The organism is Vibrio sp. QJM3NY_21, from assembly GCF_057785975.1.
In genome coordinates, this window is the sequence record NZ_CM173514.1 from 1,876,424 (window position 1) to 1,901,036 (window position 24,613).

A 24,613-nucleotide genomic window follows, 5' to 3' on the forward strand; every position below is an offset into this window, starting at 1 on the left:
AATTTAAAGGAATAATAATGACTAACCCAGCAGTAAAGCCGAACGTAACGGCAATTATCGCAGACGATGAAGCACTGTTAAGGCACCATTTAGACAAGAGCCTTGCTGAGGTTTGGCCTGAGCTAGAGATCGTCAGTAAGGCAACCAATGGTTTAGAGGCGATGCAGAGTATTCAACAGCTTAAGCCCGATGTGGCCTTTCTCGATATTCGCATGCCAGAGCTCGATGGAATCTCGCTGGCGAAACAATTGAACAAGTTAGACTCTCCGCCGTTGGTGGTATTCATCACAGCTTATGACGAATATGCAGTCAAAGCCTTTGAGCACAATGCGATGGATTACTTGCTTAAACCGATCAATGAAGAGCGCTTACTGGCCACCTGTCAGAAGGTTCAAGCGCGCTTGTCGAGCAATCAAACACCATCCTGTATTACGCCTGAGCAGCCTGATATTGCTGCGTTAATGAGTCAGCTTCAGCAATTATCTCAATCAACATCACAGCAAGCTCAACCTCCTTATCAATCGCAGCCCCTTTATCAACAGCAGAAGAAACATCTCACATGGCTTAAAGCCAGTGTTGGGGAAGACATTCATCTTATTGCCGTCGATGATGTGGCCTACTTCAAAGCGGAAGATAAGTACGTGTCTATATTTAAAAAGGGTCAAGGCGGTTCGTTAGAAGAGTTTATTCTTCGCGTGTCGCTAAAAGAACTGATCGCTCAGCTCAATCCTGATGAGTTTTGGCAGATCCACCGCTCCGTGGTGGTGAAGGTCTCCGCTATTGATAAGGTGAAGAAAGGGCTCTCAGGCCAGATGTCGGCGTATGTTTCTGGAGAGAAGTTACCGATTAGCCGCGCTTCGCAAGCGCTCTTTAAAGGTATGTAGAGAAAGAGCTTAAGGGGATGTAGCCATTGATTTTAAAGGTATGTGGAGTAAGCGAGTTTAAATGGATGTTTTAGGCTCTTATCAAAACGCCGCTTTAAACGAGCACATTCGATCTTACATAACGTATAGCGATTTATAAAATAAAGATCCAGATCACAAAGATACTCATCCGGTTCAATATTAAATAATAATCGTTAACTCAATCTGTATATTGTCGATGAATGACATTAAGAGGTTGTTATGAAAACATATTATTTAGCGGCGGCAGTATGCCTCACCTTAGTTGGCTGTAGTTCAACATCAAATATCACCGAAACCTTAATCCAGCCGGATCCGGCATGGACTTCAGGCCAGCTAGAAAATGGCCTTACCTACCATGTTTATCCAGATCATGAAGAATCCGTATCTGTTCGTTTAGTTGTGCACGCGGGCTCAATTCAAGAGACTCATCAGCAAGAAGGCTACGCGCACTTCTTGGAACACATGGCATTCAATGGCAGCAAGAATTTCTCTGAAAATGATGTGATTCGTCTATTTGAAGATGCAGGCGCTAGCTTTGGTGCAGATATTAATGCCTACACCTCTTATGAAGAGACGGTCTACCAGTTAGATTTGCCAGATAACATCCAATTGCAGTCTGCTTTGACGTGGATGCGTGACATTGGTGATGGCCTGGATCTATCAAGTTCAGAAGTAGAAAAAGAAAAAGGCGTGGTTCTTGGTGAGTTCCGTATGGCTCGCCTCGATGATAAGTCATTCGGAGAGATATTTTATGATCACTTCATTGAAGGCGGCCCGTACCAATCGCAAGATGCACTAGGGACTAAACCGTCGATTGTGAATGCCACTCCTCAAGGCATCACCAACTTTTATCAGACTTGGTATCAACCTCAAATAGTTGAGCTGGTCGTTTCTGGTGATGTGGATATCAAAACCGTGATTCCACTCATTGAAGAAAAGTTTTCTAGCTGGGAGCGTGGCGACACGCCGCGACCAGAGAAACAGAAAGTGACGTCATTCAATGAAGATGATTATGTTGAGTACGCAGGAAGAGAAGCGCCAAGCATCACTCTGACGTTTAACCGAGGTTTAAATAGAGTTGACAATCATGCTCAGCAGAACCAACGCAGGTTAGATGAAACCGCTCAACAATTGATTCGACAGCGATTAGAAGCGGTGTTCAATGATGCCGCGCTGCCGACTCAATGGATAGCGTCTGATAGCTATCGAATGGGTTCTCTGTACTATTCGTCAATAAGTGTTGGGTTTCCGACTGGAGGCCGCGAAGTTATCCAAAAAGATCTGCTTTCTACATTGGCATCACTGCGTGATTTTGGTGTTTCGGAAACGGATATTGCTGGCGAACTGCACTACTACCAAGACTTGCTGGATAACATTGAGCATGACTGGGATAAAATGGACAGCGTTGAACACGCGAACTACAAAGTGAGTGCGTTAGTCACTGATCGAATCGTCCAATCACAGAAAGACTATCAAGTCAGCTTGGAAGCCTTCATTGATAACTTGAGCCTTGAAGTGATTAACGACAACATCAAGAATCTACTTTCTGATGATTACTTTATTGTTATTGGGATGGATGATTCCGAAGACAGAACAGCGGTCATCAACTCTCTAGATAGTTTAAAAGCCGCGTATAGCGAGGCGGGAGTTCCGCCGCTTGCGATTGGGACAGCCAGTGCCTTTGCTATACCTAGCTCGCAAGGCGAGGTTGTACTTGCTGAACAAATGTCCGTAGACCCATACATCCAAAAGTGGACGTTAAGTAATGGTATCGATATGTGGTACCTGCGTGATTATGTGGCAGGTGATGATGTCGGTGTAATGTACATGAGCCTCGGCGGAAAAGCCGCTTTGGATCCGAGTTTGTACCCAGCGGTTGAGGTTGCGTTACCTACCTTCGCTCGAAGCGGTGCCGGTGAGTTTACGGGCTCTGAGCTTTTAGCGTACTTTGATCGGGAAAATATTCGTGCCGATTCCTTCATTGGTAATACTCGTCATGGTATTGAATTTAATATTAACAAAGATGGGCTTGAAGACACGTTTGCTGCGCTTTATACCTTCATCACTGCGCCTAAAATTGTTCCCGAGCAGTTAGAGGCAGTGAAGCAGGAGTTTGTACAAGGTCAAGAATCTTTCTTGAGCAGCCCTGTTGGCCAGTTTGAGCGCGCAAGAAACCAGAACATCTATGGTCAGGACAGTGGCCACCTCTTTGTTGACAAAGAACGTGTTGAAGCGGTTTCTGTGGAAGACGTCGCTAATCTTCACCAGCAGCTGTTTGGTCAAATGAGACATAACCAATTGGTTATCGTGGGTGATATCGACCCAAGTGAGTTAAAGCCTTTGGTTGAGCAATACTTGGCTTCGATTCCATTAGAAAAAGCCGAGGTTCCTGACTTTAAGGTGGCTTACAAGCAGCCATCTGAATCACGCATTGATTTAGCCATCAACAATGTGAATAGCGCAGAGTACGTCTTACGAGTCATCTCTGAACCTGCAACCGAAACCGACCAAGGCGTAACGGCAAAAGATATCTTCACGGAAAGCTTGCTAGAACGACTGTTGGCGACTCGCTTAGATGCTTATATTCGTGAAGAATTGAGTTTAGATTACTCACCTTATGCATATTCGGCGTCTGCAGATAGAGAGCTGAGTCATGAGTGGGTTATTGGTGCGATGATAGCGCCTGAGAACGTTGATAAAGTGGAAGTGGCGATCGATAAGGTGATTGCAGACCTTCTACAAGGTGTCTCTGAAGAGGAAATGCGAGCGGTAGTGAAACAGTTTGAAGCTGACTTCACGCCTCTCGAGATGAGCTCTATCGACCAAGCGTGGTACCTGTCTCGTTATTTACTTCATGGTTACGACATCGAAGCGTTGTCTCAAGTTAAGCGTGTTGCGAGGTCGATCACTGCGGATGACATGGATCAACTTGTGCAGCGTGTATTTGGTGAAAATAGCCGTAAGGTTAAGAATATCATGCGCCCTAAAGCCTAAAGCCTAAAGCTATAAGCAAACAGAAAGAGATGACTCAAAGCCAAGCACACACTGCTTGGCTTTTTTGTTTTTTTACATCATTCATAGCGCCAATGTATTACGTGTTGTTGACCGTATTTAAAGGCATGTAATTCTAAATGCGAGGGTGCTTAATCGGTTGCTTCGTATCATTTTCTAAAAAAATGTTTTAAATCAAGACAGCATTTCATTTGTATTGTAGATTGGCGATCTACGAGAATGTTGTTTGGATATTAGATTGCTTAAATTAGGTACCCGATTAGTCTTAATGTTGTTTTTACTGAGCTTTGGCTTAGTGAATTCTAACGGCTATTCGTTCCCTTCTAAGCCATTCCAAATCCACTCCGCTCAAGAGCAGCCTTCGCAGAATAATCTTTGTAAACAAGCTGCTGCGGATAACCCGTCGAGCTACATGGAATGCGATCAGGTTCAGTTTGACACTGCGTCTTTAGGTGATAGTTCCAATTATCACGACACTGAATCGAGTCTCCAAGCGGTAACCTTTAGACGTATGCTCAGCAACGAGCAAGAAAGCGTGGCCGACCTTGAGCCTGCTTATCATCTATTGATCGACTTCTCTCCCCCATCACTACTGGCTTCTCTGCTCTTCAATACGCCGATGTTGGATACTAAGCAGCATTGGACCAGCATTGTGAGTTCTCCGTCCTCCCGGCTTTCGGGGTGGAAAGAGGGCAACATCCAATACTCGCATTTCCGAGAACTTCTTAGCTAATCGTTTGACCCTAAATTGGTCGTATCGATGGTCATTTGTGCCCGTTGAACTCGCCAATTAACCAAAACAAACATAGCGACATCAGCTTTAGCATCACTACCGTTCAATCAGCTTGTTCTGGTTTCAGCTATCGATCGTGTTCGCAAAACATTAGTTATACCAATCGTAGTAAATAACTGGTCACCCTAGCTGGTTAAAATGCTCGATCACTGCGTTTTTCCTACGCTATTTTCGAGCACTTATTTACTGTGATTGGTAAAAAGAAGAGATCTTGACTGTGAAAAAACGCATTCCAAGAAAACAAATCAACCACTACTCAAAGTGGAAATACGTGGTGCTTATCGCCACTATCATCGTTATGGTTCTGAGTGCTTTACCTTCTTGGTATGGCGAGAACGCCTCGGTTCAAATTAGCAACCGTTCTGAACAGACGATCGACGCCACTCAAATTACTCAATATCTCGCGAGCGAAGGCATCCAAGCGACATCAGCCTTTCAAAAAGACAAACGCTTAGTTGTGATTTTAGAAGATGCAGAGCAGCAAGCGAAAGCCAAAGAAGTACTTAATGAGCGCCTACTAGACAGCGCAACCGTTGCTCTAGCGATGGAGCCAGCTGCACCAAAATGGCTGACTGACATGGGCTTCGCACCGATTCAATTAGGCCTTGATTTACGCGGTGGCGTGCAGTTCTTGCTAGAAGTGGATATGGCACCGGTTTATCACGCGCAAGCTCAAGCGGTGGTCGACGAGATCACTAGCGAAGTGCGTTATGCCCGTGGTGAAGTGGTGAACAACCAAGTTAAGTTTAATTTCCGCACTGATGCTGATTTCGAACAAGCGCAAAAGCTGATTCGTGAAGAGTTCCCACAATGGCAACGTGATCGTTCAGATAAATCGCTAACGTTAACCCAATCTGACGAAGAGCAAAGAACGCTACGTAACCTAACGGTTCAACAAAACCTGCAAATCATGCGTAGCCGTATTGAAGAGCTAGGCATCACAGAAGCATCAATTCAACGCCAAGGTGAAAGCCGTATTCGTATTGAACTGCCGGGCGTACAAGACCCTGCAGCAGCGAAAGATGTGATTGGTGCAACCGCATCACTTGCTTTCTATTCTGTGTACGACAACCCAACGCGCAGCACTCAAACGCTGCAGGACACAGACGGCAACCGCGTGGTAGTCGACCGCAAGGCTGTGTTGAGTGGCGAACACATTATCGATGCTCGTAGTGGCATTGGTGAGATGGGCAGCGCAGAAGTAAACATCACACTGGATTCTTCTGGCGGCAAGAAAATGTCTGAGTTTTCTCGCCATAACATCGGTAAGCCAATGGCGACTGTTTACAGCGAATATAGCCGCGACAGAGCCGGTAACAGCGAGAAAACCAGTGAAGTGATCAGCGTTGCGAACATCCAATCTCAGTTGGGTAGCCGTTTCCGTATTACAGGTGCTGGCACGCTAGGTGAAGCACAAGAGTTGGCTCTACTCCTTCGTGCGGGTTCATTAACCGCGCCCGTTACCATCATTGAAGAACGTACTATTGGCCCATCTCTGGGTGCAGAAAACGTAACCAACGGCTTTGCTGCTCTGGCGCTTGGCCTTGGTCTTACTCTGACGTTTATGGCGCTATGGTATCGCCGCTTAGGTTGGGTCGCGAACTGTGCATTGGTGGTGAACATGACCACATTGTTTGGCTTGATTGCCTTGCTACCAGGTGCGGTATTAACCCTGCCGGGCATTGCGGGCTTGGTACTGACCGTCGGTATGGCGGTGGATACCAACGTGCTTATCTTCGAGCGTATTCGAGACAAGATGAAAGAAGGGCGCAGCTTTGCGAGTTCTATCGATCGTGGCTTTGACAGTGCGTTCTCTTCTATTTTCGATGCCAACGTCACCACCATGATTGTTGCTGTAGCCCTATACACCATTGGTAATGGTCCGATTCAGGGCTTCGCTCTGACACTGGGCTTAGGTCTTCTAACCAGTATGTTTACGGGCATTTTTGCTTCACGAGCGATCATCAATTTGGTTTGGGGGCGTGACCAACGCCACGATGTAAGGATTTAAGCATGAGTATTTCAAAAATGACTATTTCAGACCGCTATCTTTCAGATAAAAACATGACTCGCCTTCGTAAGGTGATGTCTATGATCTCTATTGTGCTGTTCATGAGCTCTGTGATGCTGGTGGCAGTGAAAGGTTTTAACTGGGGTTTGGACTTTACAGGCGGCGTAGTTGCCGAGGTGCAACTCTCTGAACAAGTGACTAAAGACGCCTTAAAAACAAAACTCGACACGGCTTTCCAACAAGACGTTCAAGTGGTTGGTATGGCAGAACAGGATCGTTGGACGATTCGTTACAGCCAACTGACAGATACCCCACAGCCAAACTTAGTGGATGCTTTGACAACGGTTAGCGACCAAGTGAAAGTACTCAACAGCAGCGTGGTTGGCCCTCAAGTAGGCCAAGACATGGTTGACCAAGGTGGCTTGGCGGTATTGGTGTGTTTCCTAATGATCATGCTGTACCTGAGTGTACGATTTGAGTGGCGTTTGGCTCTGGGTGCGCTTGCCGCGATCATCTATGACGTGACGCTTATCTTGGGTCTGTTCGCTTTTACTCAGTTTGAGTTCAACCTGACGGTATTGGCGGCCGTGCTAGCGATTCTCGGTTACTCATTGAATGACTCGATCATCATCGCCGACCGTGTACGCGAAATGCTGCGCGGCAATCCAAACGGTGATACTGATAACCTGCTTAACGAATCGGTTAAAGCGACCTTCTCACGCACCATGGTGACTTCAGGTACAACGCTAATCACCGTATCGGCACTTTGGCTACTTGGTGGTTCTGCGCTGCAAGGCTTTGCAATCGCATTGGTTGTCGGTATTGTCAGCGGTACGTGGTCTTCAGTGTCTGTCGGCATCACACTGCCTAAGCTACTTGGTCTACAACCTTGCCACTACCAAGTGAAAGCGCCAGTAGAAGTTGAGGGAGAGTACCCTTAGGTTGTCTATGCTCTAGCAGTACAAGTTAGCAAGTAACGTCAGTAAAGCCCTTCGTTTGTAATAAAACGAAGGGCTTTATTTTTTATAAGAGTCAGACAGTTAGCGAAAAGAGAAGCTATTTCAAAAAACGATGGATTGAGCAGGCAAGCCCTCATGATATGAAGTATGTTTAGATGACGTTAGTAGAAATGAGGCAAGGGAATGGAATATCGACATCAATGTCATGTAGGCGACCATGGTGATGCACTGAAGCATCCAGTATTGAGTGCACTTGTTCAGTCATTAATGCAGCAGCATTCACGCCTCAATGTTATCGACACGCACTCAGGTACAGGGTGTTATGACCTCACTACCGCACCAAGTAATCACGCCGGTGAGTTTGCTGAAGGGGTCGGGTACTTGTGGCGCAATAAGGCTTCTCTTCCTCCGGCATTCGCTTCTTTTATGTCGGTACTGGAGTACTATAATCCGAATCAACTTATCTCTTTGTATCCGGGTTCTGCCGCCATCACTTACCAACAAGGTCGCAGCCAAGATAGCTTCTATTTTTCAGACATTCAGCAAGATGAAGCTGATTTACTGCAAATCAATATCGAGAGGTTACAGTGTAACTTAGATATTTCAAGCAAGCTTACGATTAGCGCAGGTGATGGGCTTAAAGCGTTACCTGATGATGTAGCTAAACATGACAATCATCATCTGATTGTTATCGACCCACCCTATGAAACCGATTCAGAATATCTCGCGGTGATTGATGCCTTAGTTAAGGCATATCAGCAGTCGGAGAAAGTATCTGCACTAATTTGGTACCCGCTCTACACGGATGACAAGAGCTCACTGATTTTGAACCACTGTGTGACCGCAGTGAAAGATGGTTTGCTGCCAAGTCCGATTAAGTCGGAGCTTCGCCTTCGAGATCCTAAGGGTGATGATCGCCTGATCGGTAGTGGTTTACTGTTGTTCAATCCACCACAAGGCATTGCCGGACAGGTTGCTGATACGCTTGATTATTTACACAGTCAGCTCGCAACCAATGGTGAGGGTTATTGGCAAATGAGAAGTCTATAAATCTGATTTCTATAGGTTTTATGATGATTTTCTAGACGCCGTTCACTAAATCACTGTTATTTATGTGGTTTAAATTGACCAAACGCTAACTTTTATCGATTGATTAATTGCAGTGAATCATTTAAAAATAGAATATCAATGCGCATAAGTGCATACTGGTTCATAAGTTAAATAATTAGTCTCTGATTAATATCAGATTGTGGTTTACCCCCTAAACTGCATAAGGCTCGCACTAGTCACGCGAGCCTTTCTTTTGCCTGTCGGAAATGTTTCTAGCCGTTAGTCTCCACCAGTTTTCCCAATTCACTACAACGCTGGATAATCGATATAGCCCTTTTCGTTTCCTCCAAACAGAGTCGCGCCGTCAAGATCGGATAGTTCGTTGCCATTTTGTAGGCGTGAAACGAGATCTGGGTTAGCAACGAATGGGCGGCCAAATGCGACGAGATCGGCGTAGCCTTTGCTCAATACTTCTTCGGCACGTTCTGGTGTGTAACTGCCAGCGACGATGATGGTGTTGGAGAACAATTCTCTTAGTTCTACGCGGAAGCTTTCAGGAATAACCGGAGCGTCATCCCAGTCGGCTTCTGATAGGTGCAGATAAGCGATATTACGAGCTTGCAGTTCCTTTGATGCCTCTAAAATCGTTGGCACGATGTCTGAGCAGTTCATATCTTTGAAGGTGATGAATGGGGCCAAACGCACGCCCACTTTGTCAGCACCAATCGCTTCAATCACAGCATCGACCACTTCGATTAGGAAGCGAAGTCGGTTCTCGCGGCTGCCACCATAGTTGTCGGTGCGTTGGTTTGAATTGGTGCGTAGAAACTGATCGATGAGGTAGCCATTGCCACCGTGGATCTCGACGCCGTTGAATCCTGCCTCGACTGCTTTTTTCGCTGAGTTAGCAAAATCTTGAACAACGCGATCAATATCGGTTTGAGTCATCTCTCTTGGTTGGATGCAATCGACCATATTGCCGTTACCATTCTCATCAGAAATCCAAACTTGAGTTTCGACTGGAGCAAGTGCAGAAGGGGCAATCGGCAGTTCACCTTTTTGAAAGGTAGGGTGAGACACGCGGCCTACATGCCATAGTTGGCAGAATATCGCGGCACCTTGCTCTTTTGCTGCTGTGGTTACGCCCTTCCAACCTTCGATTTGCGCATCGGTATAGACGCCGGGTGTGAATGAGTAACCTTGAGAGTCATCTGAAATTTGTGTGGCTTCAGTGATGATAAGCCCTGCACTTGCTCGTTGTTGGTAATAAGTCGCCATCATGTCGTTTGGCACGTTTCCAGGTTGGCTAGTGCGAGCGCGTGTCATGGGTGCCATAACGACACGGTTTTGCAGCTCTAGGCCTTTCAGTTCTGATGTTTCGAATAACTTGTTCATGCTCTCTACCTTTATGAATTTTTAGTGCTGTGCCAACTCCAGTTTGATAATGAATTGGCACTTTGAAGTTACGGAGTTCTTAAATTATTTAGCTTCTGTTGGTTCAAATATTGAGTTGCTTTGTGGTTTCTCGTTTCGGTTAGCTTTAGCGATTAAGAACAAGCCGACGATAGGAACCACAACGGCTGCGAACGGGATCACTCCTGCGCCTAGTTGGCTATCGAGTACCATGCCGCCAAGGAAACCACCGAAGGCATTGGCCAAGTTAAACGCTGAGATATTCGCGGTTGCTGCTAGCTCTTGGCCTTCGCCACCGTGGTTCATTACTCGAAGCTGCATGGCAGGGACGTTGGCAAATGAAGCGATACCAAAAATGAATGCGGCTGCAACGAATAGGATTTTGTTGTCTACCACAAGGCCAACCACTACCAATGAGATGATCATCGCGATAGCCCAAAACATTGAAGCTTTGCCTAGGTTTTTGTCAGAAGATCGTCCGCCCAAGGTGTTACCGATGATTAAGCCAACTCCAACAATCACTAAAATCCAAGTTACTGATTCTTGACTGTAGCCAGTGATGTGCATGGCGATTGGCGCAAGGTAGCCGTAAAGCGTCATGAAGCCAGACCAAGCAAAAGCGGTGATTGCTAAGCTGAGAATGAGCATTGGGTTTTTGAATGCCATGAGCTGAGTTTTGATGTCTTTCGCTTCATTGTGACCTGTGGATTTGATTGACGTTAGGATAGAGATCATTGCAACTGTGCCAAGTGCTGCCACGGTAAAGAAAGTGGTGTGCCAGCCGAATTGCAAGCTCACCCAAGTACCTGCGGGAACGCCAAGAACGTTAGCGAGCGTTAAGCCTGCGAACATTTGGCCAACGGCTCTACCTGCCATTTTCTCAGACACTAAATTGGTCGCGACAACTGCCCCTATGCCATAGAAAGGACCTTGCACTAAGCCTGCGATAACACGGCTTGCAAGTAGAAGTGGGTAGCTAGGAGCAAGGGCTGATAAGACATTGCCAATAATGAACAGAGCCATTAAACCGATTAGCACTATCTTCTTATTAAAGCGTGCGAGGTAGATGGTTAAGATTGGCCCTCCGATAACGATAGCAAGCGCGTAAGCACTGATTAGGTAGCCTGCTTGGCCTTCGGTGATCGAAAGTGATGTAGCGATTTGTGGGAGAATACCTGCAATAACAAACTCAGCCGTACCTATGGCAAAAGCCGCGAGTGTCAGTATCCAAACCTGAAACGGCATCTTTTCTTGTTTCATGACTTGTTGTTTCATGTTGAGTGACCTGTGTTGATATGGTTGTTAAGGGCGCTTGAATTACGCGCCCTGCCTTCAATTTTTCTGTGAGTTATACAGCCTGAAATTTTGAAAAAATCGGGAACTAGCCGAGCAGCGCACCGCCATCAATGTCGATGATCGAGCCCGTAACGTAAGGGTTATTAATCGAGAACAAGTAACCCATAGCTATCTCTGAAGGTTCACCAACCTTGCCTGCGGGTAGGTTGTTTTTGGCGTTGTCATACATGCTTGAACGAGTTGAGTCGTCCATGTTTTTGTAGGCTTCCGTCATGGTAAGGCCGGGGCTGACGGCGTTTACTCGAATCGGTGATAGTTCTTTCGCTAACACTTTAGTGACGCTTTCTAGCGCTGCATTTATCGCAGTTTTCACGTAAGTGCCAGCAACAACTTTGCGTGACAGCATGCCGGTCGTGAGTGTGATAGAGCCGTTTGATGTCATGTAACGTGCAGCATGCTTAGCAACGTTTAGGCTTCCCCAGAATTTGGTATCAAAGGCTGTTTTCGCGTCTTCGATGGCAACGTCGGTGACTTTTCCGCCCGGAGCGTATGAGCCTGCCGTTACTACCAAATGATCAAAGGCACCAATTGATTCAAAGTAATCACAAATCGATTTTTCATTGCTGATATCAACGCCGGTGTGTCGGCTTGCAATGTGTACTGTGTTGTTTTCGTTTCTCAATTGCATTGCTAATGCTTTGCCGATACCTGATGTTCCACCAATGATGACGAATGTGTGTTTTTCTTGGTTTTTAAGTTCGTTGTTCATGTTCTGAATTCCTGCGTTGTTCTGCTGATGGTTGTTATTATATTTATTCGATTAATTTTGATAATTAGCTAAAATATAAAATCATTATTCGGATATAGTGAATAATGAGATTAAGTAACAGGGAATAGGCAATAAGCGAATAAGCGAAAGGGCGAGAAATGGACAAATTTTCAGATATGGCAATGTTTGTGGGTATCGTGAAGCATCATGGGCTAGCAGCGGCAGGGCGTGAATTGGGCTTGTCTCCTGCGACAATGACAGCAAGGCTGCAGGCGCTTGAAGAGCGATATGGTGTGAAGCTATTGAACCGCAGCACTCGACATGTGTCGTTGACCGATTCAGGGGAACTGTATTACAAGGCGTGCCTGGAGATTTTAGACAACGTCAGTGAGGCTGAGAACCTGATTCAAAATGGCGTAAAAGAAGTCAAAGGTTCACTAAAAATCGCTGCGCCAAAAGACATCGGTAAGCAGTACATATTGCCTATTTTGTCGGAGTTTTGTCAGCAATACCCCGACGTTATTCCCTACCTGTATTTGAACGACAATCTGTCGAATATCGCTGAATCTGGCATGGATATCGTTATCCGATATGGTGAGTTGGTCGACAGCAGTTTGATATCCAGACGCTTATCACCGAGCCGACGTGTGCTGTGCGCTTCCCCAGAATACCTCGCCAAACACGGGACGCCGATCAAACCTCAAGATTTGGTTGATCATGCGTGTCTGGCGATGCTTCGTAGCAACGAAGAACTCAAAACTTGGCACTTCCAAGATCATGACATGAAGAAGGCTGTGACGGTGGTTCCTAAGCGATTTTCGGATGATGGCGAAGTGATCCGTTATTGGGCGCTACAAGGAGAGGGGATTGCACTGAAATCCATTCTGGATGTGCAAGATGACATCAATAATCAGCGCCTTGTGACGTTACTTAACGGCTACATGAAGAACTTCAATACCGCGATGTCTGTATCCAGTGCCGACTTGAATGTGGTGTACATCAGCAAGAAATATCAGCCGAAGCGTATTCGACTGTTTTTGGATTTTCTATTTGAAAATTTTGGTGGTTTGGTTGAGAAATCAGATCAGTCAGATAAAGAAAATACAGAAGATAAACCAGATAAAGAAGAATCGCTCACTCGCTAGCTAGCTTATGACGGATCTCTCGAACTCAATGCTAGGTTACGGACAAGGTAAATGGTTCTCGTTAAGATAGTTCGATTACAAGGACGTGATTGGAGAGAAAAATGAAAGTAGTCGGCAATACGGTTATCCAACCTTTTCATAAGGCACGCTGTCACTGCGGTGCGGTGGAATTAGAGCTCAGCTTACCTAACGGGATAGAAAAACCACGTCGTTGTGATTGCTCTATCTGTCGTCGCAGGGGAGCGATTGTGGGCTCTGTTGCGCTAGATGGCATCAAGATCCTCAAAGGTGCGGAGCATCTTAAGCTTTATCAATTTAATACCAACACCGCGAAGCATTACTTCTGCTCAAACTGCGGTATCTATACCCACCACCAACGCCGCTCAAGCCCAAATGAATACGGTTTTAACATCGGCTGTTTGGAAGGAGTGAACCCTTTTGATATTGGTGATGTGGTGACCAACGATGGTGTTAATCACCCAGCTGATCGTTAATTTATTGAGTATTAAAAGGGAAGGAATTATGTCTGAATACGGAGCAGTCATTCGCTGGCAAAAAGCGGACGATGAAGCCTTTAGCGACAATCAATACAGTCGCGGCCACACATGGGAATTCGATGGTGGTGTCACGGTGCCAGCTTCGTCTTCTCCTCATGTTGTGCCACTTCCACTGTCGGTTGAAGCGAATGTTGACCCTGAAGAAGCCTTTATTGCGGCACTTTCTAGCTGTCACATGCTGACTTTTCTGGGAATTGCCGCGAAGCAGAAGTATGTGATCGACTCTTATGTGGATGATGCGATTGGTGTGCTTGAGGAAGATGAATCAGGACGCTCATCGGTCACTAAGGTGACTCTGCGACCTGACATTGTGTTTCTAGGCACCAAACAACCAACCGCCAAACAACTCGAAAAACTGCATCACTTGGCACACAAAAACTGCTTTATCGCGAACTCGGTAAAAACAGAGATAAAGGTCGAGATGCGAGATTGATTTAAATTAATCGCAAGATTTCTTTAAAAGCTTCGTCTTTTTGATTTTGCCGTCGTCTTAAGGGTATTCATGCAATTCAGTTGATTGCAAAAAGACCGAACACACTATTTGAGGACATCTCCATGACAGCGTTTAACAGTACATCGAACTATGGTGAAAATGCGTTTATCAAAAGCAAACCGCAGATGCTACAGAACATTTATAACACCACAGATGTATTCCCTTATTGGGTTGCCGATATGGATTTTCAGGTGGCGGAACCCATAACTCAAGAGTTGAACCGTTTGGTTGAGCGCGGTGTGTACTCTTATGAGTTTCATGAGCAGGCTGTATTTGAAGCGCTTTCTCAATGGTATTCAAAGCGTCATGGTTTGAACCTATCTGCTGATAAGTTCGTTCAGGTGCCGGGTGTGCTTTCTGGTATCGCGCTGTTACTGCGCCAATTCACCAACGAAGGCGATGGTGTGCTGATCCATACGCCGGCGTATCACCAGTTTGCTAACTTGGTGAATAAAGCAGGACGTCAGGTAGTGAGAAGCCCATTGCTCAATGATGAACAGGGTTACCAGATTGATTTCGATGGTATGGAGCAACAGATCATCGAGCAAAAAGTGAAGACGATGATTTTCTGTAATCCACATAACCCGACTGGGCGAGTGTGGACACCTCAAGAAATTGAACAAGTCATCGAAATCGCCAAGCGCCACGATGTGCTGATCATCAGCGACGAAGTTCATTCCGACATTATTTTTGAAGGTCATTCTTTTACGAGCTCGACCAGTTTTGACTACGATAAGGTCATCACCTTGATTGGATCTCCGGCAAAAACCTTCGGCATGCACAGCATCTCAAACGGCTATGTGTACACCAACAATGATGAGCTATTTGAAGCGTTCAAAACCAATGTGGTCGCGATGTATCTTGATCACGGGAATGCATTCAGCACGTTTGCAACCGTGGCGGCCTTTGAAAAAGGCGAAGAGTGGTTAGATGGCATGTTGGTGTACCTGCAAGACACGGTTAAGTGGATTACCGAGTTTGCAGAGCTGCGCATTCCTCAATTGAAAGTCTTTCAGCCGCAAGGGACTTACCAAGTGTGGTTTGATTTCTCAGGCTTAGGCTTTTCGGAAGATGAATTGAAAAACGTGGTGTTTGAGCAGGCTAAAATGGGATTAACGCCGGGCGGTTGGTTTGGTGCTGAAAGTCCTAACTTTATGCGAATGAATATCGCAACGTCACGTGACAATATCGAGCAATCATTTACTGCTTTAGCAGACGCTATTGATGGCTTTGAGCGAGGAAGTCAGGAGAGTTCAAACTGCTGTGATAGCAGAAATTCAAAAAGCTGTTGCTGATTATCCATGTTGAATTGAAAACAGCTTAGCTGTTGATGCTGAGCGTTGGGCTCTAAAGAACAAAAAACCGCGAGGCTGCTTAGTGCATCACTGGCGGTTTTTTTATGTCTGTGTAATCCTACGTACGGTTTTATTGAGTGACAGTTAGAAAGTACTGAGAGATAGGTAGCGATCTCTTGAATGGTAGGAATAGATTGGTTAGCAGAGAGTTATGTTTAGTGTCCCACTGAATAGTTTTGTACATCGTGTGAGTGATAAAAGCCAAGTGATGGCGAATGCGACAGAGTGTGGATGCCAGTTGAAGCGAGTGCGACGTTCACGCAACTGGCTGTTGGTGGCTCAAGATCATCAACTCATTGAATTTAAAACCATGTTAACTCATGAAAAAGACGATTGGATAGCAACTGCTATAGATAAAGTACTGCCTAAGCCTGTGGTGTGTTTGGCATCGTTGTTAGCCGCTACGCCCTCGATGACGGTCGCGCAGTTAGTGATGGAATCAGGATGTTCAATGGCAGAAGCAAGGCGTGCGATTGATGAGCATGAAGGGTTGTAAGCACAAACTATAAGTGAATAGGTTGGTTGTGAAAAGAGAATCGCGAGCAGCAAAAAGCCCGTAACGATATTATGCTTTTTCAGCGGAATATCGTTACGGGCTTTATTATCTGAGCTTACGGTGAAGCTAGATAAAGAGACCAGTCATTTGATGATTGCTGTTAACGATCAATCTGCTGTTAACGACCAATCTGATGTTAACAATCAATCTTAAGCTATAAGCTAACAACCAGCCTTTGCTAAGTGCTTGCTCTAATTAAGAGTTAGCGACTTTTACACGAATCGTGTTGCTGCCAAGCTTTGACATGTTCAGCTTGTTTAGTGCCGCTTTCGCTTCTTCGTGCTCTGGCATTTCAACAAATGCAAAGCCTTTAGATTCGCCAGTTTCTTGGTCTAAAACTAGGCTGCACTCTTTTACTGAGCCGAACTCAGAAAATAGAACACGGATGTCTTGCTCAGCAGTAGAGCGCGATAGGTTACGAACTAGAAGTTTCATAATAAACCTTGAATATGAATTTACGCCGAGCATTGTCGCACACTTTCATGCTCACCCTCACAAATAATTAGCGGAATAGCTCGGTTTACCTGTTCGCTGCTCTCATTAGCCGTTAACCGCGGTTTATCGTGATATCTGACACATATCCATGCTCGGTGCTGGTTAACGCCTGCTGCAGCATTTGAGCGGCTTCTTGTGCGGTCATAAAGCTTGAGGTATCCATCGCTTTGCCGCTGGTTCCCCAGAACTCGGTTGCCATCCCGCCGGGGTAAACTGCAACGATCTTCATCGGATGACCTTTGAGCTCCAACCTTACCGATTCGATAAAGCCTTTAACGGCCCATTTTGCAGCGCAGTAGGTGGATTCTTCTGCTTTAGCGCCTTGAGCCGCGGTCGACATCACGACCGCAATGGTGACGGGTTGATCTTTGTAACGCTGAACAAGCTCACGAATCAGAAAAATCGAGGACTCGATATTGTTTTTCAGCATGTCGCTGATGGCGGCGGGATCTTGTTGTTCAATTTTACCGAAGTACCCACTGCCTGCGCTATGAACCACCAGCTTTGGTGTTTCAGGCAACGCATCCAATAACTCGCTCACTGATTGTGGATCACACAAGTCACAGGCTTGGCTAACAGTATTCGCTGGCAGGCTTTTCGCTAATTCAGCTAAACGTTGGGAGCTGCGGCCAGTGATCATTAAGCGCTGACGGCTGTTCGATGTGTTCGCATATTGTTTGGCTAAAGCTGCGCCTAAACCGCTGCTTGATCCGGTGATTAAAATCATGGTGACTCGGAATTGTTGAATTGAATCGAGATAGTAAGGCTTTGAATATCTGTTTGCTGAGATCTAAGACCAAGATGCAGAGATCCATGAGTAAGATCGATAAAACAGAGGTTTGAGAAAGTCGTAGGAAGATAGGAAGATAATCAGAAAGGAAAAAATGCCTAAAGGTAAAGCGCGTAAAGGTAAAAGCGCCGGCATAGAGCCAGCGCTTTTGAAATCAGATTACTCTTCGTCGAACTGTTTGGTCGTGAATGAGTCTTCGATTCTGTTGAGTTCTTCTTGATCTTTCACTCGCTGTTCTTCTTGGCGAATGACTTTTGCTTCATTGAAGCGTTTCTTTTCCGACTTAGTCAGGAATTTTACAGCTTTCTTGTTGGTCAGTGCGTAAGCAACTACGTCTTCGCCTTTTTCTCTGCGGTCGTTTACACGTTGTGAGAAACGTTCATTGTCGCGAGCTTTACGCTCCGCTGAGGTCAACTTGCTCATGCTTTAAAGCCTTTTCAATTATTCATGGTAGGGAATCTACGCTTAGCGAAACAATGGGGAAGTGCTCTGAATTGGTGGAACTGTGTATCACATCCGCTCAACTGAGTTTAGCCCATTTGTATGCTGGTGGCGCATCTTAGCACAAAGGCTTGAGCATACAGGTATGCTATTCGAGGGATTAAACAGAACAACCCACAATTTTCTGTTGTGGGTTGAGATTGCATTGTGGGCTGAGATTATATGGTAGGCTGAAAGTGTCTTTTGGGGTAAGGGCTACCGTTGATGAAAATGGGAACAGGACAGAGCGGTTAAATTAAATCTTCTCTATGTATAAGATGACCTCTCCGACTTTAAAGCCGAACTTAGACATCTCGGTTTTATTGAACAGGCGTTTGTCGTCCATCAAGAACATCCAGTCGTCTAATACGACTTCATAGGTGCTGCCGTCGACTTCGATTTCTAAGTCATATTTCCAATACAGAGCAGAACCTAGAGTCTCGCCATTAGCGGTACCGACTACATCATTAGCAGTGCCTGAATAGGTGTTTTCGCCGGTTTTTATCAGGTTCCAAACGCGTGTTGAGCGCTCGCCATCAGCAAAAGAGAACCACTCTTTGATTTCGCCTTTGTCACCGTCCCAAGTCGCGACAAGCTTAGCGTCAAAACGGCGTAGTAGGTTACCAGAGCGGTCTAGTACCATGCCGTAAGCCATTAGCTCCCCATTGAAAAAGGTTTCTAGCTTGAGCTCTGGCGTAGTGTCTACGTGGTTTTCTAAACTAGCAGAGCCACACCCCGTCAGCCAAGTGAGTGAAAACAGTGCCAAAGCAAATTTTATTATTGTTGTTTTTGGATTCATTTGTTCAAACCTAATAGTTGTTTGCGTAGACCAGGCTCAGATGTGTTTTCAGATAACCAAATCGCGAGAAAGGCTTCACCAAATTGCTTGTCTTGGATGGTGCCGATGGGTTGCTCATCAAAATAGAAGCGACTTACGTTGTCTTCAGCAACTCGGATAGTCAGCGTGCTGCCTTCCTCAACGTTGGGCCACATTGCGTACAAAGGCTTCAACCAACGTTGGATATTGTTGCTTGAGTAACCGAGTTTGCTCCACTGGTCTTTGGTTGCGTCTACAAGGTCTTTGCTGTCAATTGCTCGGTAGTACTCAAGTTTCAAAGCACGCTCAGAGTTAGACGGAGTGGTGTAGAACTCTGCAGAATACAAAGTCCAAAACAAGTAGCTCATTTCTCCCTGACCGCGCTTATTTAAATCATCGACAGCAGAAGCTTTGGCATTCCCGGTAAATAGGAGTGCTGCGTAAATGAGGGTTAAGGTGACTAAGCTAAATAGTCGGATTCTTGATTGCTCGCTTGTTTGAGTGCGAACGCGACTAATATCGCTCTCAGATTTGAACGCTTGCGTAGGGTTGCGTGGAAAAGCCATAAGTCACCTCGTTGTTGCCATTTTGGGTTGTACTAAGTTGGAGTAAGCGGCCACCAGTAAGGGCAACAAAATCCCCCAACTTATTGCAAGGGCAGCTAACACCGATGCGTCTGGCCAAGTAGTCAGAAGGGCGCCTGCTTTGATGCCTCCCCAATAACTACTAGTACCTGCTACGAACCCTATGACAAACAAGATCACTTTCGAGCATTTTAAAAGCCAATTTAGGCTGTGGTTAAAGCTGATTAAAAACATGATCCACAGGCAAACGAGCCAGACTGGAAACCACGATTGATTCGCAATTTCAGAGTCGACTGCAAACACGCCGAAGTGAAGCAAGAGGCTATCAAGCAACAGCCCTAATGGTAATAAAATGAGTATTTTCACATCGCTACTGCGAGTAGGGGAGAGAAGGAAGTGAACGGCCACAATCAGTGGCGCCACGAACGGGGCTTGCGCGGTAAAGAACGCGCTGCAAACCCAGGTCGCTTGAAACAGAACGAGATTAATAATCCAAAACCGTTTCATCTTTTGCTCCAAAGTAACGAGGTTTTCTTGCAACTAGGTGGTGAGTGCTGATCACGCGCTCTTTGAATGCACCTTCACAGTAGCAGAAGTAGAAGATCCACAAGCGCTTAAACTCTTCTGAATAGCCGAGAGACTCTAACTCTTCCCAACTGTTTTCAAAGGCAACATTCCAATCATTAAGCGTTCGAGCGTAGTGCAGGCCAATGTCATCGATTTCTTGGACAACAAGGTCTGTACTGGTCGCAAGGTGTTGGGTCATCACTGAGACCGAAGGTAGGCAACCGCCTGGGAAAATGTATTTCTGAATAAAGTCGACGCCTTTGCGGTATTTGTCATAACGACTGTCGGCGATGGTGATTGCTTGAATCAGCATTTTGCCTGATGGTTTCAACAGTGAAGAACATTTCTCAAAGAAGGTCTGTAGATATTCATGGCCGACCGCCTCAATCATCTCGATAGAAACCAACTTGTCATACTCACCAGTGAGGTTACGATAATCCTCTTTGAGCAGGGTGATTTTGTCGGTTAAGCCAAGCGCTTTGACTCTCTGTTCTGCAAGCGCGTGTTGGGCATCTGAGATTGTGGTTGTGGTGACATGGCATCCGTAGTGTTGCACTATGAATATCGCTAAACCACCCCAGCCCGTGCCTATCTCGACCACGTTATCGTTCTCTGACAACTCTAATCGCTCACAGATGGTTTTCATTTTGTTTTGCTGAGCTTTGGATAGGGTTTCTGCTTCTTCGCTGTAGATAGCGGAAGAGTATTGCATCGAGCTGTCTAGGAAGCGCTCGTACAACTCATTACCAATATCGTAGTGCGCAAGAATATTACGTTTAGAGCCTTGCTCGGTGTTAGCATTCTTACGACGCAGCAATAGATTTTTGATGCGAGAAATCCATTGTGTTTTATCGTCAAGCTCGTCGAGTTGAGATTGATTTCGAGCCATGATTTGAATCACTTTGGTGAGATCTGGGCTTGTCCATTTTCCATCAATGTAGGCCTCAGATGCGCCAATACTGCCGTCAATCACGACATCTCTAAAAAAGGTTGCATCGTGAATCACGATTCGACCTTTCAAGTCGGCTTCTCGATCGCCGAACACCGAATGCTGGTCGCGCTCAATGATCTCAAGCGTCGCGAATTGCAGGCTTTCTAAAACCTTAAAGATTAAAGCTCGATATTTACAGTTGCTTGAAACAGCAACGGCTTTAGCTTGTTGTTCAATGTTGTTGTTTTGTTTGGCAAGCTGTTCCATGTAAACCTCGCTGATAACTCATTCTAATATTTTGTGCCAACTTAGCTGGGTTGTGCCCCTTGGTTGGAGCCAACCCAAGCTTGGGTCGAGTTCTATTATTTAGTTGCTGTGAAGACACTTAAGATGTTGAATCTGGATGCCCCACAAACGGTACTTTTTTCAGGAATAATTTGAGAGCCTGATAATAAATTCCCATCACGACTTTAATCGTCATTGCCGGAATCTTGAATACCGTTCGTCTAATGTTTGTCTTGGTTACTGACTGTTTCGTCAAAGCCAGTGTCGCATCGAAAAGCTTGTCGTCTCGGCGGCTTTCAATGTGGACCAAGGTGCGTTTCGCTGGTGGCTTAATCTTCCAAAAATAAGTCATGTTCAAATCCATAAACGGCGAAACGTGAAACTCTTTTTTTACTTTCAACTCTTGGTGCATGTCGATCAGATAATAGTGTCTTTCTCGCCAAGGCGTGTTACTCACCTCAGCCAACATGTACTTACAATCTCCAGTTTCGTCGTAACAGAAGAAACAGTTGATTGGGCTGAAGTAGATACCTAAACAGCGGCACTGAGCCAGCATCGTCACACGGTTTGAATCAGACCAAACCCCACCAAGTTTTTGCACTTTGGAAGCTATACGTTGTTTAAGTGATTTTGGTTCATCTGTGGTGGCATTTTCTTTTTTTTCAGCCAGATAATCCGATTCGACAAAGCGAATCGGGTTGTACCATCGAGTTCCGAACAGCGCACTACGCACTGTGGTTTGGGGCAGTTCATCGAGATCTAACCCCATCATATACAGCTGATAGCTGAACTCATGAGTGATGTCGCCAAAGCGGCGGTGTCTGACGTTGCCCCAATAGATACCGCTGAGCTCTTCACTCTTTTCAGATGCGATCTCCATTTCGGATGTCAGAGTTTGACTGTTCATAGCGCTGAACTCGTACTCAAATCTAAACCGAAGCGTTTGGTCACGTCGAGTGCACTGTGGACGCCATCTTCATGGAACCCGTTGTACCAGTATGCGCCGGCGAAGTGAGTCTGGTTTTTGCCACAGATCTGTTCGCGCTTGTGCTGAGCCTCTACTGTGTTCGAGTTAAGTACCGGGTGATGATAAACAAAGCTGCGAATGATTTTTTCTGGGTCGATAGCTTCGCTCTGATTCAAGGTCACACAGAAGGTGTCCTGGCTTTCGATGCCTTGCAGAATGTTCATGTTGTATGTCACACAGGCAGGTCGTTTACTGTCGCCATCCAACATGTAGTTCCAACTTGCCCATGCCAGCTTTCTGTCTGGTAACAATCGGGTATCAGTGTGCAGAACCACTTCATTACGGCTGTATGGGATCTCGCCTAGAACCTGTTTCTCTTGCTCTGTTGCATCGCCGAGTAAACGTAACGCTTGGTCTGAGTGACAAGCAAATATCACTTCGTCGAAGTCTTGTGTAGCGCCATCTTCAAATTCAATCGTGATGCCCGCTTCATGGCGAGTGACTTGTTTGATCGATGTGTTCAAAGCGACGGATTTGTTCAAGCGTGAAAGGATGATTTCAACGTAAGAGCGCGACCCTTTAGGAATCACATACCATTGTGGACGGTTCGCGATGTCGAGCAGGCCGTGGTTATAGAAGAATTGAATGAAGAATTTAAGCTCAAATTCTTCCATCTCCTCTAAACTTGTCGACCAAATTGCTGCGCCCATCGGTAGGATGTAATGCTGGCTGAAAAAATCGGAAAATTGATTATCGCGTAGGAAACTGCCAAGGGTTACGTCTGGTGTGAATTCATTGCTTTCAAACTGAGCCTTACACAGTTTGTTGAACTTGAGAATGTCTGACACTAAAGACCAGAACTGAGGTTTGAAAATATTGCTTCGCTGAGCAAACAACGAATTAATGCTGTGGCCGTTGTATTCAAACTTGGTAGTCGTGTTGTGGACGCTGAAACTCATCTCGGTAGGTTGCCTTTCAACACCGAGTTGTACGAGTAGCTGATTGAAGTTTGGGTAGGTTCTGTCGTTGAATACGATGAAACCTGTATCTATCGAAAACGCCGAGCCTTGATGTTCAATATCAACGGTAGCGGTGTGGCCCCCAACATAATCGTTCTTTTCGAATACGGTCACGTCGTGGTGCTTATCTAATATGTGTGCGCAAGTGAGTCCAGAGATACCTGACCCAATAATGGCGATTTTCTTCATTGTTATACCATCCTTGAAGCGAGTTTTTGCCAAACTGGAGTTGGAAGCATTCTTAGTAGCTTCATCAACATGATGAATCGTCTTGGGAAATCGATTTCACTCTTTCCTTGAGTAATACCATTTACGATTCGCTGAGTTGCGGCCTCACTACTAATAATCATAGGCATAGAGAAAGTATTTCGCTCGGTTAATGGCGTTTCAACAAAGCCTGGGTGCACAATTGAGACATGAATATTGTGCTCGGCCAGATCAACCGACAGTGTTCTGCCTAAGTAGGTGAGGGCTGCCTTTGAAGCGCCATAAGCCTCGGCTCTTGGCAAAGGTAAAAAGCTGGCGCTGGAGCTTACTAAAACCAAACGGCCGCCCGGCTTGATGTTTTTTAGCCAGGCTTTAAGGGCGTAGCCAATTGAAATCAGGTTTATGTTGATGACGCGCTCGAAAAGCTCAGCATCAAAATTCACTGGGTCGTTGATGTATTCACAATCACCCGCATTTAAAATCAGCAGATCGAGCGGCTTGTCTTGGTCGAGCTCTGGGAAGTTGGGGTAATCGGTCAGATCGAAACAGAGCGGCGTAATGGATGAATGCGCGATGTCTGTCTCGTGAGAATCAACTAAGGCTTGCAGCTTGTCTGGGTTACGGCCACAAGCAATAACCTGATGCCCTTGTTGAGCGTAATCGATAGCGAGTGATTGGCCGATACCTGAGGTCGCGCCTGTGATCATAATACGCATTATTGGCTCGCTCTCTTTTTGATGGATTTGATGGCGCAGCCCAGAACTGGAATGTGTTCGTACAACATAGAGCCGACATCAAGGTAGTCTCTGTGATAGACCACTTGACCGTCGAGCATCTTAAGGTGGCTGTGTCCTTGTACTTCGATCGGCTTTTGACCGTTCAGCTGCTTGTGAGAAAATTGCATTGTCCAATACACCGAAGCTTCGTCGTTCGCTTCGAAAGTGTGTTCGATATGAAAGTAACAGCTCGTTACCTGGGTGTAGAGGTTCTCGAAGTAGAGCGTAAGCGCCGAAATACCGCTGACATGATGCAGCGGGTCTTGGAATTCAATAGCAGGGTGATAAACCGTCTTAAGCACGTCGAAATTGTCGGTTCCGAGTTCTCGATACATGTTGAGAAAGTTATCAAGCCATAGAGAGTTATCCATAATATTCACT

At 45.7% G+C, this 24,613-nt stretch carries 25 protein-coding genes; 11 read left to right on the forward strand and 14 right to left on the reverse strand.

The window, feature by feature from the left end; genetic code table 11:
• The first annotated feature begins 17 nt into the window (after positions 1-17).
• The 6 genes from AC3CID_RS23645 (at position 18) to rlmJ (ending at position 8,730) form a co-directional block, all read left to right on the forward strand.
• Positions 18-884, forward strand: a complete 867-nt coding sequence (locus AC3CID_RS23645) for a LytR/AlgR family response regulator transcription factor (protein WP_488527618.1) — start codon at positions 18-20, stop codon at positions 882-884.
• Between the two features lie 240 nt (positions 885-1,124).
• Complete coding sequence (locus AC3CID_RS23650) at positions 1,125-3,899, forward strand: M16 family metallopeptidase (protein WP_488527619.1); 2,775 nt, start codon at positions 1,125-1,127, stop codon at positions 3,897-3,899.
• A 286-nt stretch (positions 3,900-4,185) separates the two neighbouring features.
• A complete protein-coding gene (locus tag AC3CID_RS23655) occupies positions 4,186-4,650 on the forward strand; it encodes a hypothetical protein (protein WP_010432361.1) in 465 nt (154 codons plus the stop codon).
• 271 nt (positions 4,651-4,921) lie between these two features.
• Entirely contained in the window at positions 4,922-6,721 is a 1,800-nt protein-coding gene (gene secD / locus AC3CID_RS23660) for a protein translocase subunit SecD (protein ID WP_488527620.1), read from the forward strand.
• A gap of 2 nt (positions 6,722-6,723) precedes the next feature.
• Positions 6,724-7,662, forward strand: coding sequence for a protein translocase subunit SecF (gene secF / locus AC3CID_RS23665; RefSeq protein WP_488527621.1), 939 nt, complete (start codon positions 6,724-6,726; stop codon positions 7,660-7,662).
• A gap of 201 nt (positions 7,663-7,863) precedes the next feature.
• Complete coding sequence (gene rlmJ, locus AC3CID_RS23670) at positions 7,864-8,730, forward strand: 23S rRNA (adenine(2030)-N(6))-methyltransferase RlmJ (RefSeq protein WP_488527622.1); 867 nt, start codon at positions 7,864-7,866, stop codon at positions 8,728-8,730.
• A 306-nt stretch (positions 8,731-9,036) separates the two neighbouring features.
• Here the strand turns inward: rlmJ and AC3CID_RS23675 are convergent, their stop codons facing one another.
• The 3 genes from AC3CID_RS23675 to AC3CID_RS23685 all read right to left on the reverse strand — a co-directional run bounded on the left by AC3CID_RS23675 (position 9,037) and on the right by AC3CID_RS23685 (position 12,208).
• Entirely contained in the window at positions 9,037-10,125 is a 1,089-nt protein-coding gene (locus AC3CID_RS23675; RefSeq protein ID WP_488527623.1) for an alkene reductase, read from the reverse strand.
• Positions 10,126-10,209: 84 nt separating this feature from the next.
• On the reverse strand, positions 10,210-11,418 hold the full coding sequence (locus AC3CID_RS23680) for an MFS transporter (protein ID WP_488527624.1): 1,209 nt from the start codon (positions 11,416-11,418) through the stop codon (positions 10,210-10,212).
• A gap of 106 nt (positions 11,419-11,524) precedes the next feature.
• Entirely contained in the window at positions 11,525-12,208 is a 684-nt protein-coding gene (locus AC3CID_RS23685; protein WP_372195188.1) for an SDR family oxidoreductase, read from the reverse strand.
• 158 nt (positions 12,209-12,366) lie between these two features.
• Here AC3CID_RS23685 and AC3CID_RS23690 point away from each other — a divergent pair, with 158 nt between their 5' ends.
• The 5 genes from AC3CID_RS23690 to AC3CID_RS23710 all read left to right on the forward strand — a co-directional run bounded on the left by AC3CID_RS23690 (position 12,367) and on the right by AC3CID_RS23710 (position 16,254).
• Positions 12,367-13,353, forward strand: coding sequence for a LysR family transcriptional regulator (locus AC3CID_RS23690; RefSeq protein WP_428782850.1), 987 nt, complete (start codon positions 12,367-12,369; stop codon positions 13,351-13,353).
• 101 nt (positions 13,354-13,454) lie between these two features.
• Positions 13,455-13,847, forward strand: coding sequence for a GFA family protein (locus AC3CID_RS23695; protein WP_054546086.1), 393 nt, complete (start codon positions 13,455-13,457; stop codon positions 13,845-13,847).
• Between the two features lie 28 nt (positions 13,848-13,875).
• Complete coding sequence (locus AC3CID_RS23700) at positions 13,876-14,343, forward strand: OsmC family protein (RefSeq protein ID WP_488527625.1); 468 nt, start codon at positions 13,876-13,878, stop codon at positions 14,341-14,343.
• A 122-nt stretch (positions 14,344-14,465) separates the two neighbouring features.
• Positions 14,466-15,698: a MalY/PatB family protein gene (locus AC3CID_RS23705; RefSeq protein WP_488527626.1), complete on the forward strand. Its 1,233-nt coding sequence runs from the start codon at positions 14,466-14,468 to the stop codon at positions 15,696-15,698.
• 211 nt (positions 15,699-15,909) lie between these two features.
• The gene (locus AC3CID_RS23710; RefSeq protein WP_099165963.1) at positions 15,910-16,254 is read left to right on the forward strand and encodes a ribosome recycling factor family protein; all 345 of its coding nucleotides are present in this window, start codon (positions 15,910-15,912) and stop codon (positions 16,252-16,254) included.
• 255 nt (positions 16,255-16,509) lie between these two features.
• Here AC3CID_RS23710 and AC3CID_RS23715 read toward each other — a convergent pair whose 3' ends face one another.
• The 11 genes from AC3CID_RS23715 to AC3CID_RS23765 form a co-directional block, all read right to left on the reverse strand.
• Complete coding sequence (locus AC3CID_RS23715) at positions 16,510-16,749, reverse strand: RNA recognition motif domain-containing protein (RefSeq protein ID WP_017106751.1); 240 nt, start codon at positions 16,747-16,749, stop codon at positions 16,510-16,512.
• A gap of 112 nt (positions 16,750-16,861) precedes the next feature.
• Positions 16,862-17,536: an SDR family NAD(P)-dependent oxidoreductase gene (locus AC3CID_RS23720; RefSeq protein WP_017084997.1), complete on the reverse strand. Its 675-nt coding sequence runs from the start codon at positions 17,534-17,536 to the stop codon at positions 16,862-16,864.
• A gap of 222 nt (positions 17,537-17,758) precedes the next feature.
• Entirely contained in the window at positions 17,759-18,022 is a 264-nt protein-coding gene (locus AC3CID_RS23725) for a hypothetical protein (protein ID WP_004732701.1), read from the reverse strand.
• 313 nt (positions 18,023-18,335) lie between these two features.
• A complete protein-coding gene (locus AC3CID_RS23730; protein WP_488527627.1) occupies positions 18,336-18,878 on the reverse strand; it encodes a DUF3833 domain-containing protein in 543 nt (180 codons plus the stop codon).
• Positions 18,875-19,462 (reverse strand): chalcone isomerase family protein, encoded by a 588-nt coding sequence (locus tag AC3CID_RS23735; RefSeq protein WP_114634382.1) that lies wholly within the window; start codon positions 19,460-19,462, stop codon positions 18,875-18,877. The genes AC3CID_RS23730 and AC3CID_RS23735 overlap by 4 nt, the downstream gene beginning before the upstream one ends.
• 3 nt (positions 19,463-19,465) lie before the next feature.
• Entirely contained in the window at positions 19,466-19,987 is a 522-nt protein-coding gene (locus AC3CID_RS23740) for a DUF2878 domain-containing protein (protein ID WP_488527628.1), read from the reverse strand.
• On the reverse strand, positions 19,965-21,245 hold the full coding sequence (locus tag AC3CID_RS23745; protein WP_488527629.1) for a class I SAM-dependent methyltransferase: 1,281 nt from the start codon (positions 21,243-21,245) through the stop codon (positions 19,965-19,967). Before AC3CID_RS23745 ends, AC3CID_RS23740 begins: the two co-directional genes overlap by 23 nt.
• Positions 21,246-21,363: 118 nt before the next feature.
• Entirely contained in the window at positions 21,364-22,170 is an 807-nt protein-coding gene (locus tag AC3CID_RS23750; RefSeq protein WP_488527630.1) for a DUF1365 domain-containing protein, read from the reverse strand.
• The gene (locus AC3CID_RS23755; protein ID WP_488527631.1) at positions 22,167-23,438 is read right to left on the reverse strand and encodes an NAD(P)/FAD-dependent oxidoreductase; all 1,272 of its coding nucleotides are present in this window, start codon (positions 23,436-23,438) and stop codon (positions 22,167-22,169) included. Before AC3CID_RS23755 ends, AC3CID_RS23750 begins: the two co-directional genes overlap by 4 nt.
• Positions 23,439-23,440: 2 nt before the next feature.
• Complete coding sequence (locus AC3CID_RS23760) at positions 23,441-24,172, reverse strand: SDR family NAD(P)-dependent oxidoreductase (RefSeq protein WP_488527632.1); 732 nt, start codon at positions 24,170-24,172, stop codon at positions 23,441-23,443.
• The gene (locus AC3CID_RS23765) at positions 24,172-24,603 is read right to left on the reverse strand and encodes a nuclear transport factor 2 family protein (protein WP_488527633.1); all 432 of its coding nucleotides are present in this window, start codon (positions 24,601-24,603) and stop codon (positions 24,172-24,174) included. Before AC3CID_RS23765 ends, AC3CID_RS23760 begins: the two co-directional genes overlap by 1 nt.
• Between the last annotated feature and the right edge of the window lie 10 nt (positions 24,604-24,613).

Coding starts and splice junctions, on each gene's coding strand:
- AC3CID_RS23645 (WP_488527618.1), top strand. CDS start 18: ATGACTAACCCAGCAGTAAAGCCGAACGTAACGGCAATTATCGCAGAC.
- AC3CID_RS23650 (WP_488527619.1), top strand. CDS start 1,125: ATGAAAACATATTATTTAGCGGCGGCAGTATGCCTCACCTTAGTTGGC.
- AC3CID_RS23655 (WP_010432361.1), top strand. CDS start 4,186: ATGTTGTTTTTACTGAGCTTTGGCTTAGTGAATTCTAACGGCTATTCG.
- secF (WP_488527621.1), top strand. CDS start 6,724: ATGAGTATTTCAAAAATGACTATTTCAGACCGCTATCTTTCAGATAAA.
- rlmJ (WP_488527622.1), top strand. CDS start 7,864: ATGGAATATCGACATCAATGTCATGTAGGCGACCATGGTGATGCACTG.
- AC3CID_RS23675 (WP_488527623.1), bottom strand. CDS start 10,125: ATGAACAAGTTATTCGAAACATCAGAACTGAAAGGCCTAGAGCTGCAA.
- AC3CID_RS23680 (WP_488527624.1), bottom strand. CDS start 11,418: ATGAAACAACAAGTCATGAAACAAGAAAAGATGCCGTTTCAGGTTTGG.
- AC3CID_RS23685 (WP_372195188.1), bottom strand. CDS start 12,208: ATGAACAACGAACTTAAAAACCAAGAAAAACACACATTCGTCATCATT.
- AC3CID_RS23690 (WP_428782850.1), top strand. CDS start 12,367: ATGGACAAATTTTCAGATATGGCAATGTTTGTGGGTATCGTGAAGCAT.
- AC3CID_RS23695 (WP_054546086.1), top strand. CDS start 13,455: ATGAAAGTAGTCGGCAATACGGTTATCCAACCTTTTCATAAGGCACGC.
- AC3CID_RS23700 (WP_488527625.1), top strand. CDS start 13,876: ATGTCTGAATACGGAGCAGTCATTCGCTGGCAAAAAGCGGACGATGAA.
- AC3CID_RS23705 (WP_488527626.1), top strand. CDS start 14,466: ATGACAGCGTTTAACAGTACATCGAACTATGGTGAAAATGCGTTTATC.
- AC3CID_RS23710 (WP_099165963.1), top strand. CDS start 15,910: ATGTTTAGTGTCCCACTGAATAGTTTTGTACATCGTGTGAGTGATAAA.
- AC3CID_RS23715 (WP_017106751.1), bottom strand. CDS start 16,749: ATGAAACTTCTAGTTCGTAACCTATCGCGCTCTACTGCTGAGCAAGAC.
- AC3CID_RS23720 (WP_017084997.1), bottom strand. CDS start 17,536: ATGATTTTAATCACCGGATCAAGCAGCGGTTTAGGCGCAGCTTTAGCC.
- AC3CID_RS23725 (WP_004732701.1), bottom strand. CDS start 18,022: ATGAGCAAGTTGACCTCAGCGGAGCGTAAAGCTCGCGACAATGAACGT.
- AC3CID_RS23730 (WP_488527627.1), bottom strand. CDS start 18,878: ATGAATCCAAAAACAACAATAATAAAATTTGCTTTGGCACTGTTTTCA.
- AC3CID_RS23735 (WP_114634382.1), bottom strand. CDS start 19,462: ATGGCTTTTCCACGCAACCCTACGCAAGCGTTCAAATCTGAGAGCGAT.
- AC3CID_RS23740 (WP_488527628.1), bottom strand. CDS start 19,987: ATGAAACGGTTTTGGATTATTAATCTCGTTCTGTTTCAAGCGACCTGG.
- AC3CID_RS23745 (WP_488527629.1), bottom strand. CDS start 21,245: ATGGAACAGCTTGCCAAACAAAACAACAACATTGAACAACAAGCTAAA.
- AC3CID_RS23750 (WP_488527630.1), bottom strand. CDS start 22,170: ATGAACAGTCAAACTCTGACATCCGAAATGGAGATCGCATCTGAAAAG.
- AC3CID_RS23755 (WP_488527631.1), bottom strand. CDS start 23,438: ATGAAGAAAATCGCCATTATTGGGTCAGGTATCTCTGGACTCACTTGC.
- AC3CID_RS23760 (WP_488527632.1), bottom strand. CDS start 24,172: ATGCGTATTATGATCACAGGCGCGACCTCAGGTATCGGCCAATCACTC.
- AC3CID_RS23765 (WP_488527633.1), bottom strand. CDS start 24,603: ATGGATAACTCTCTATGGCTTGATAACTTTCTCAACATGTATCGAGAA.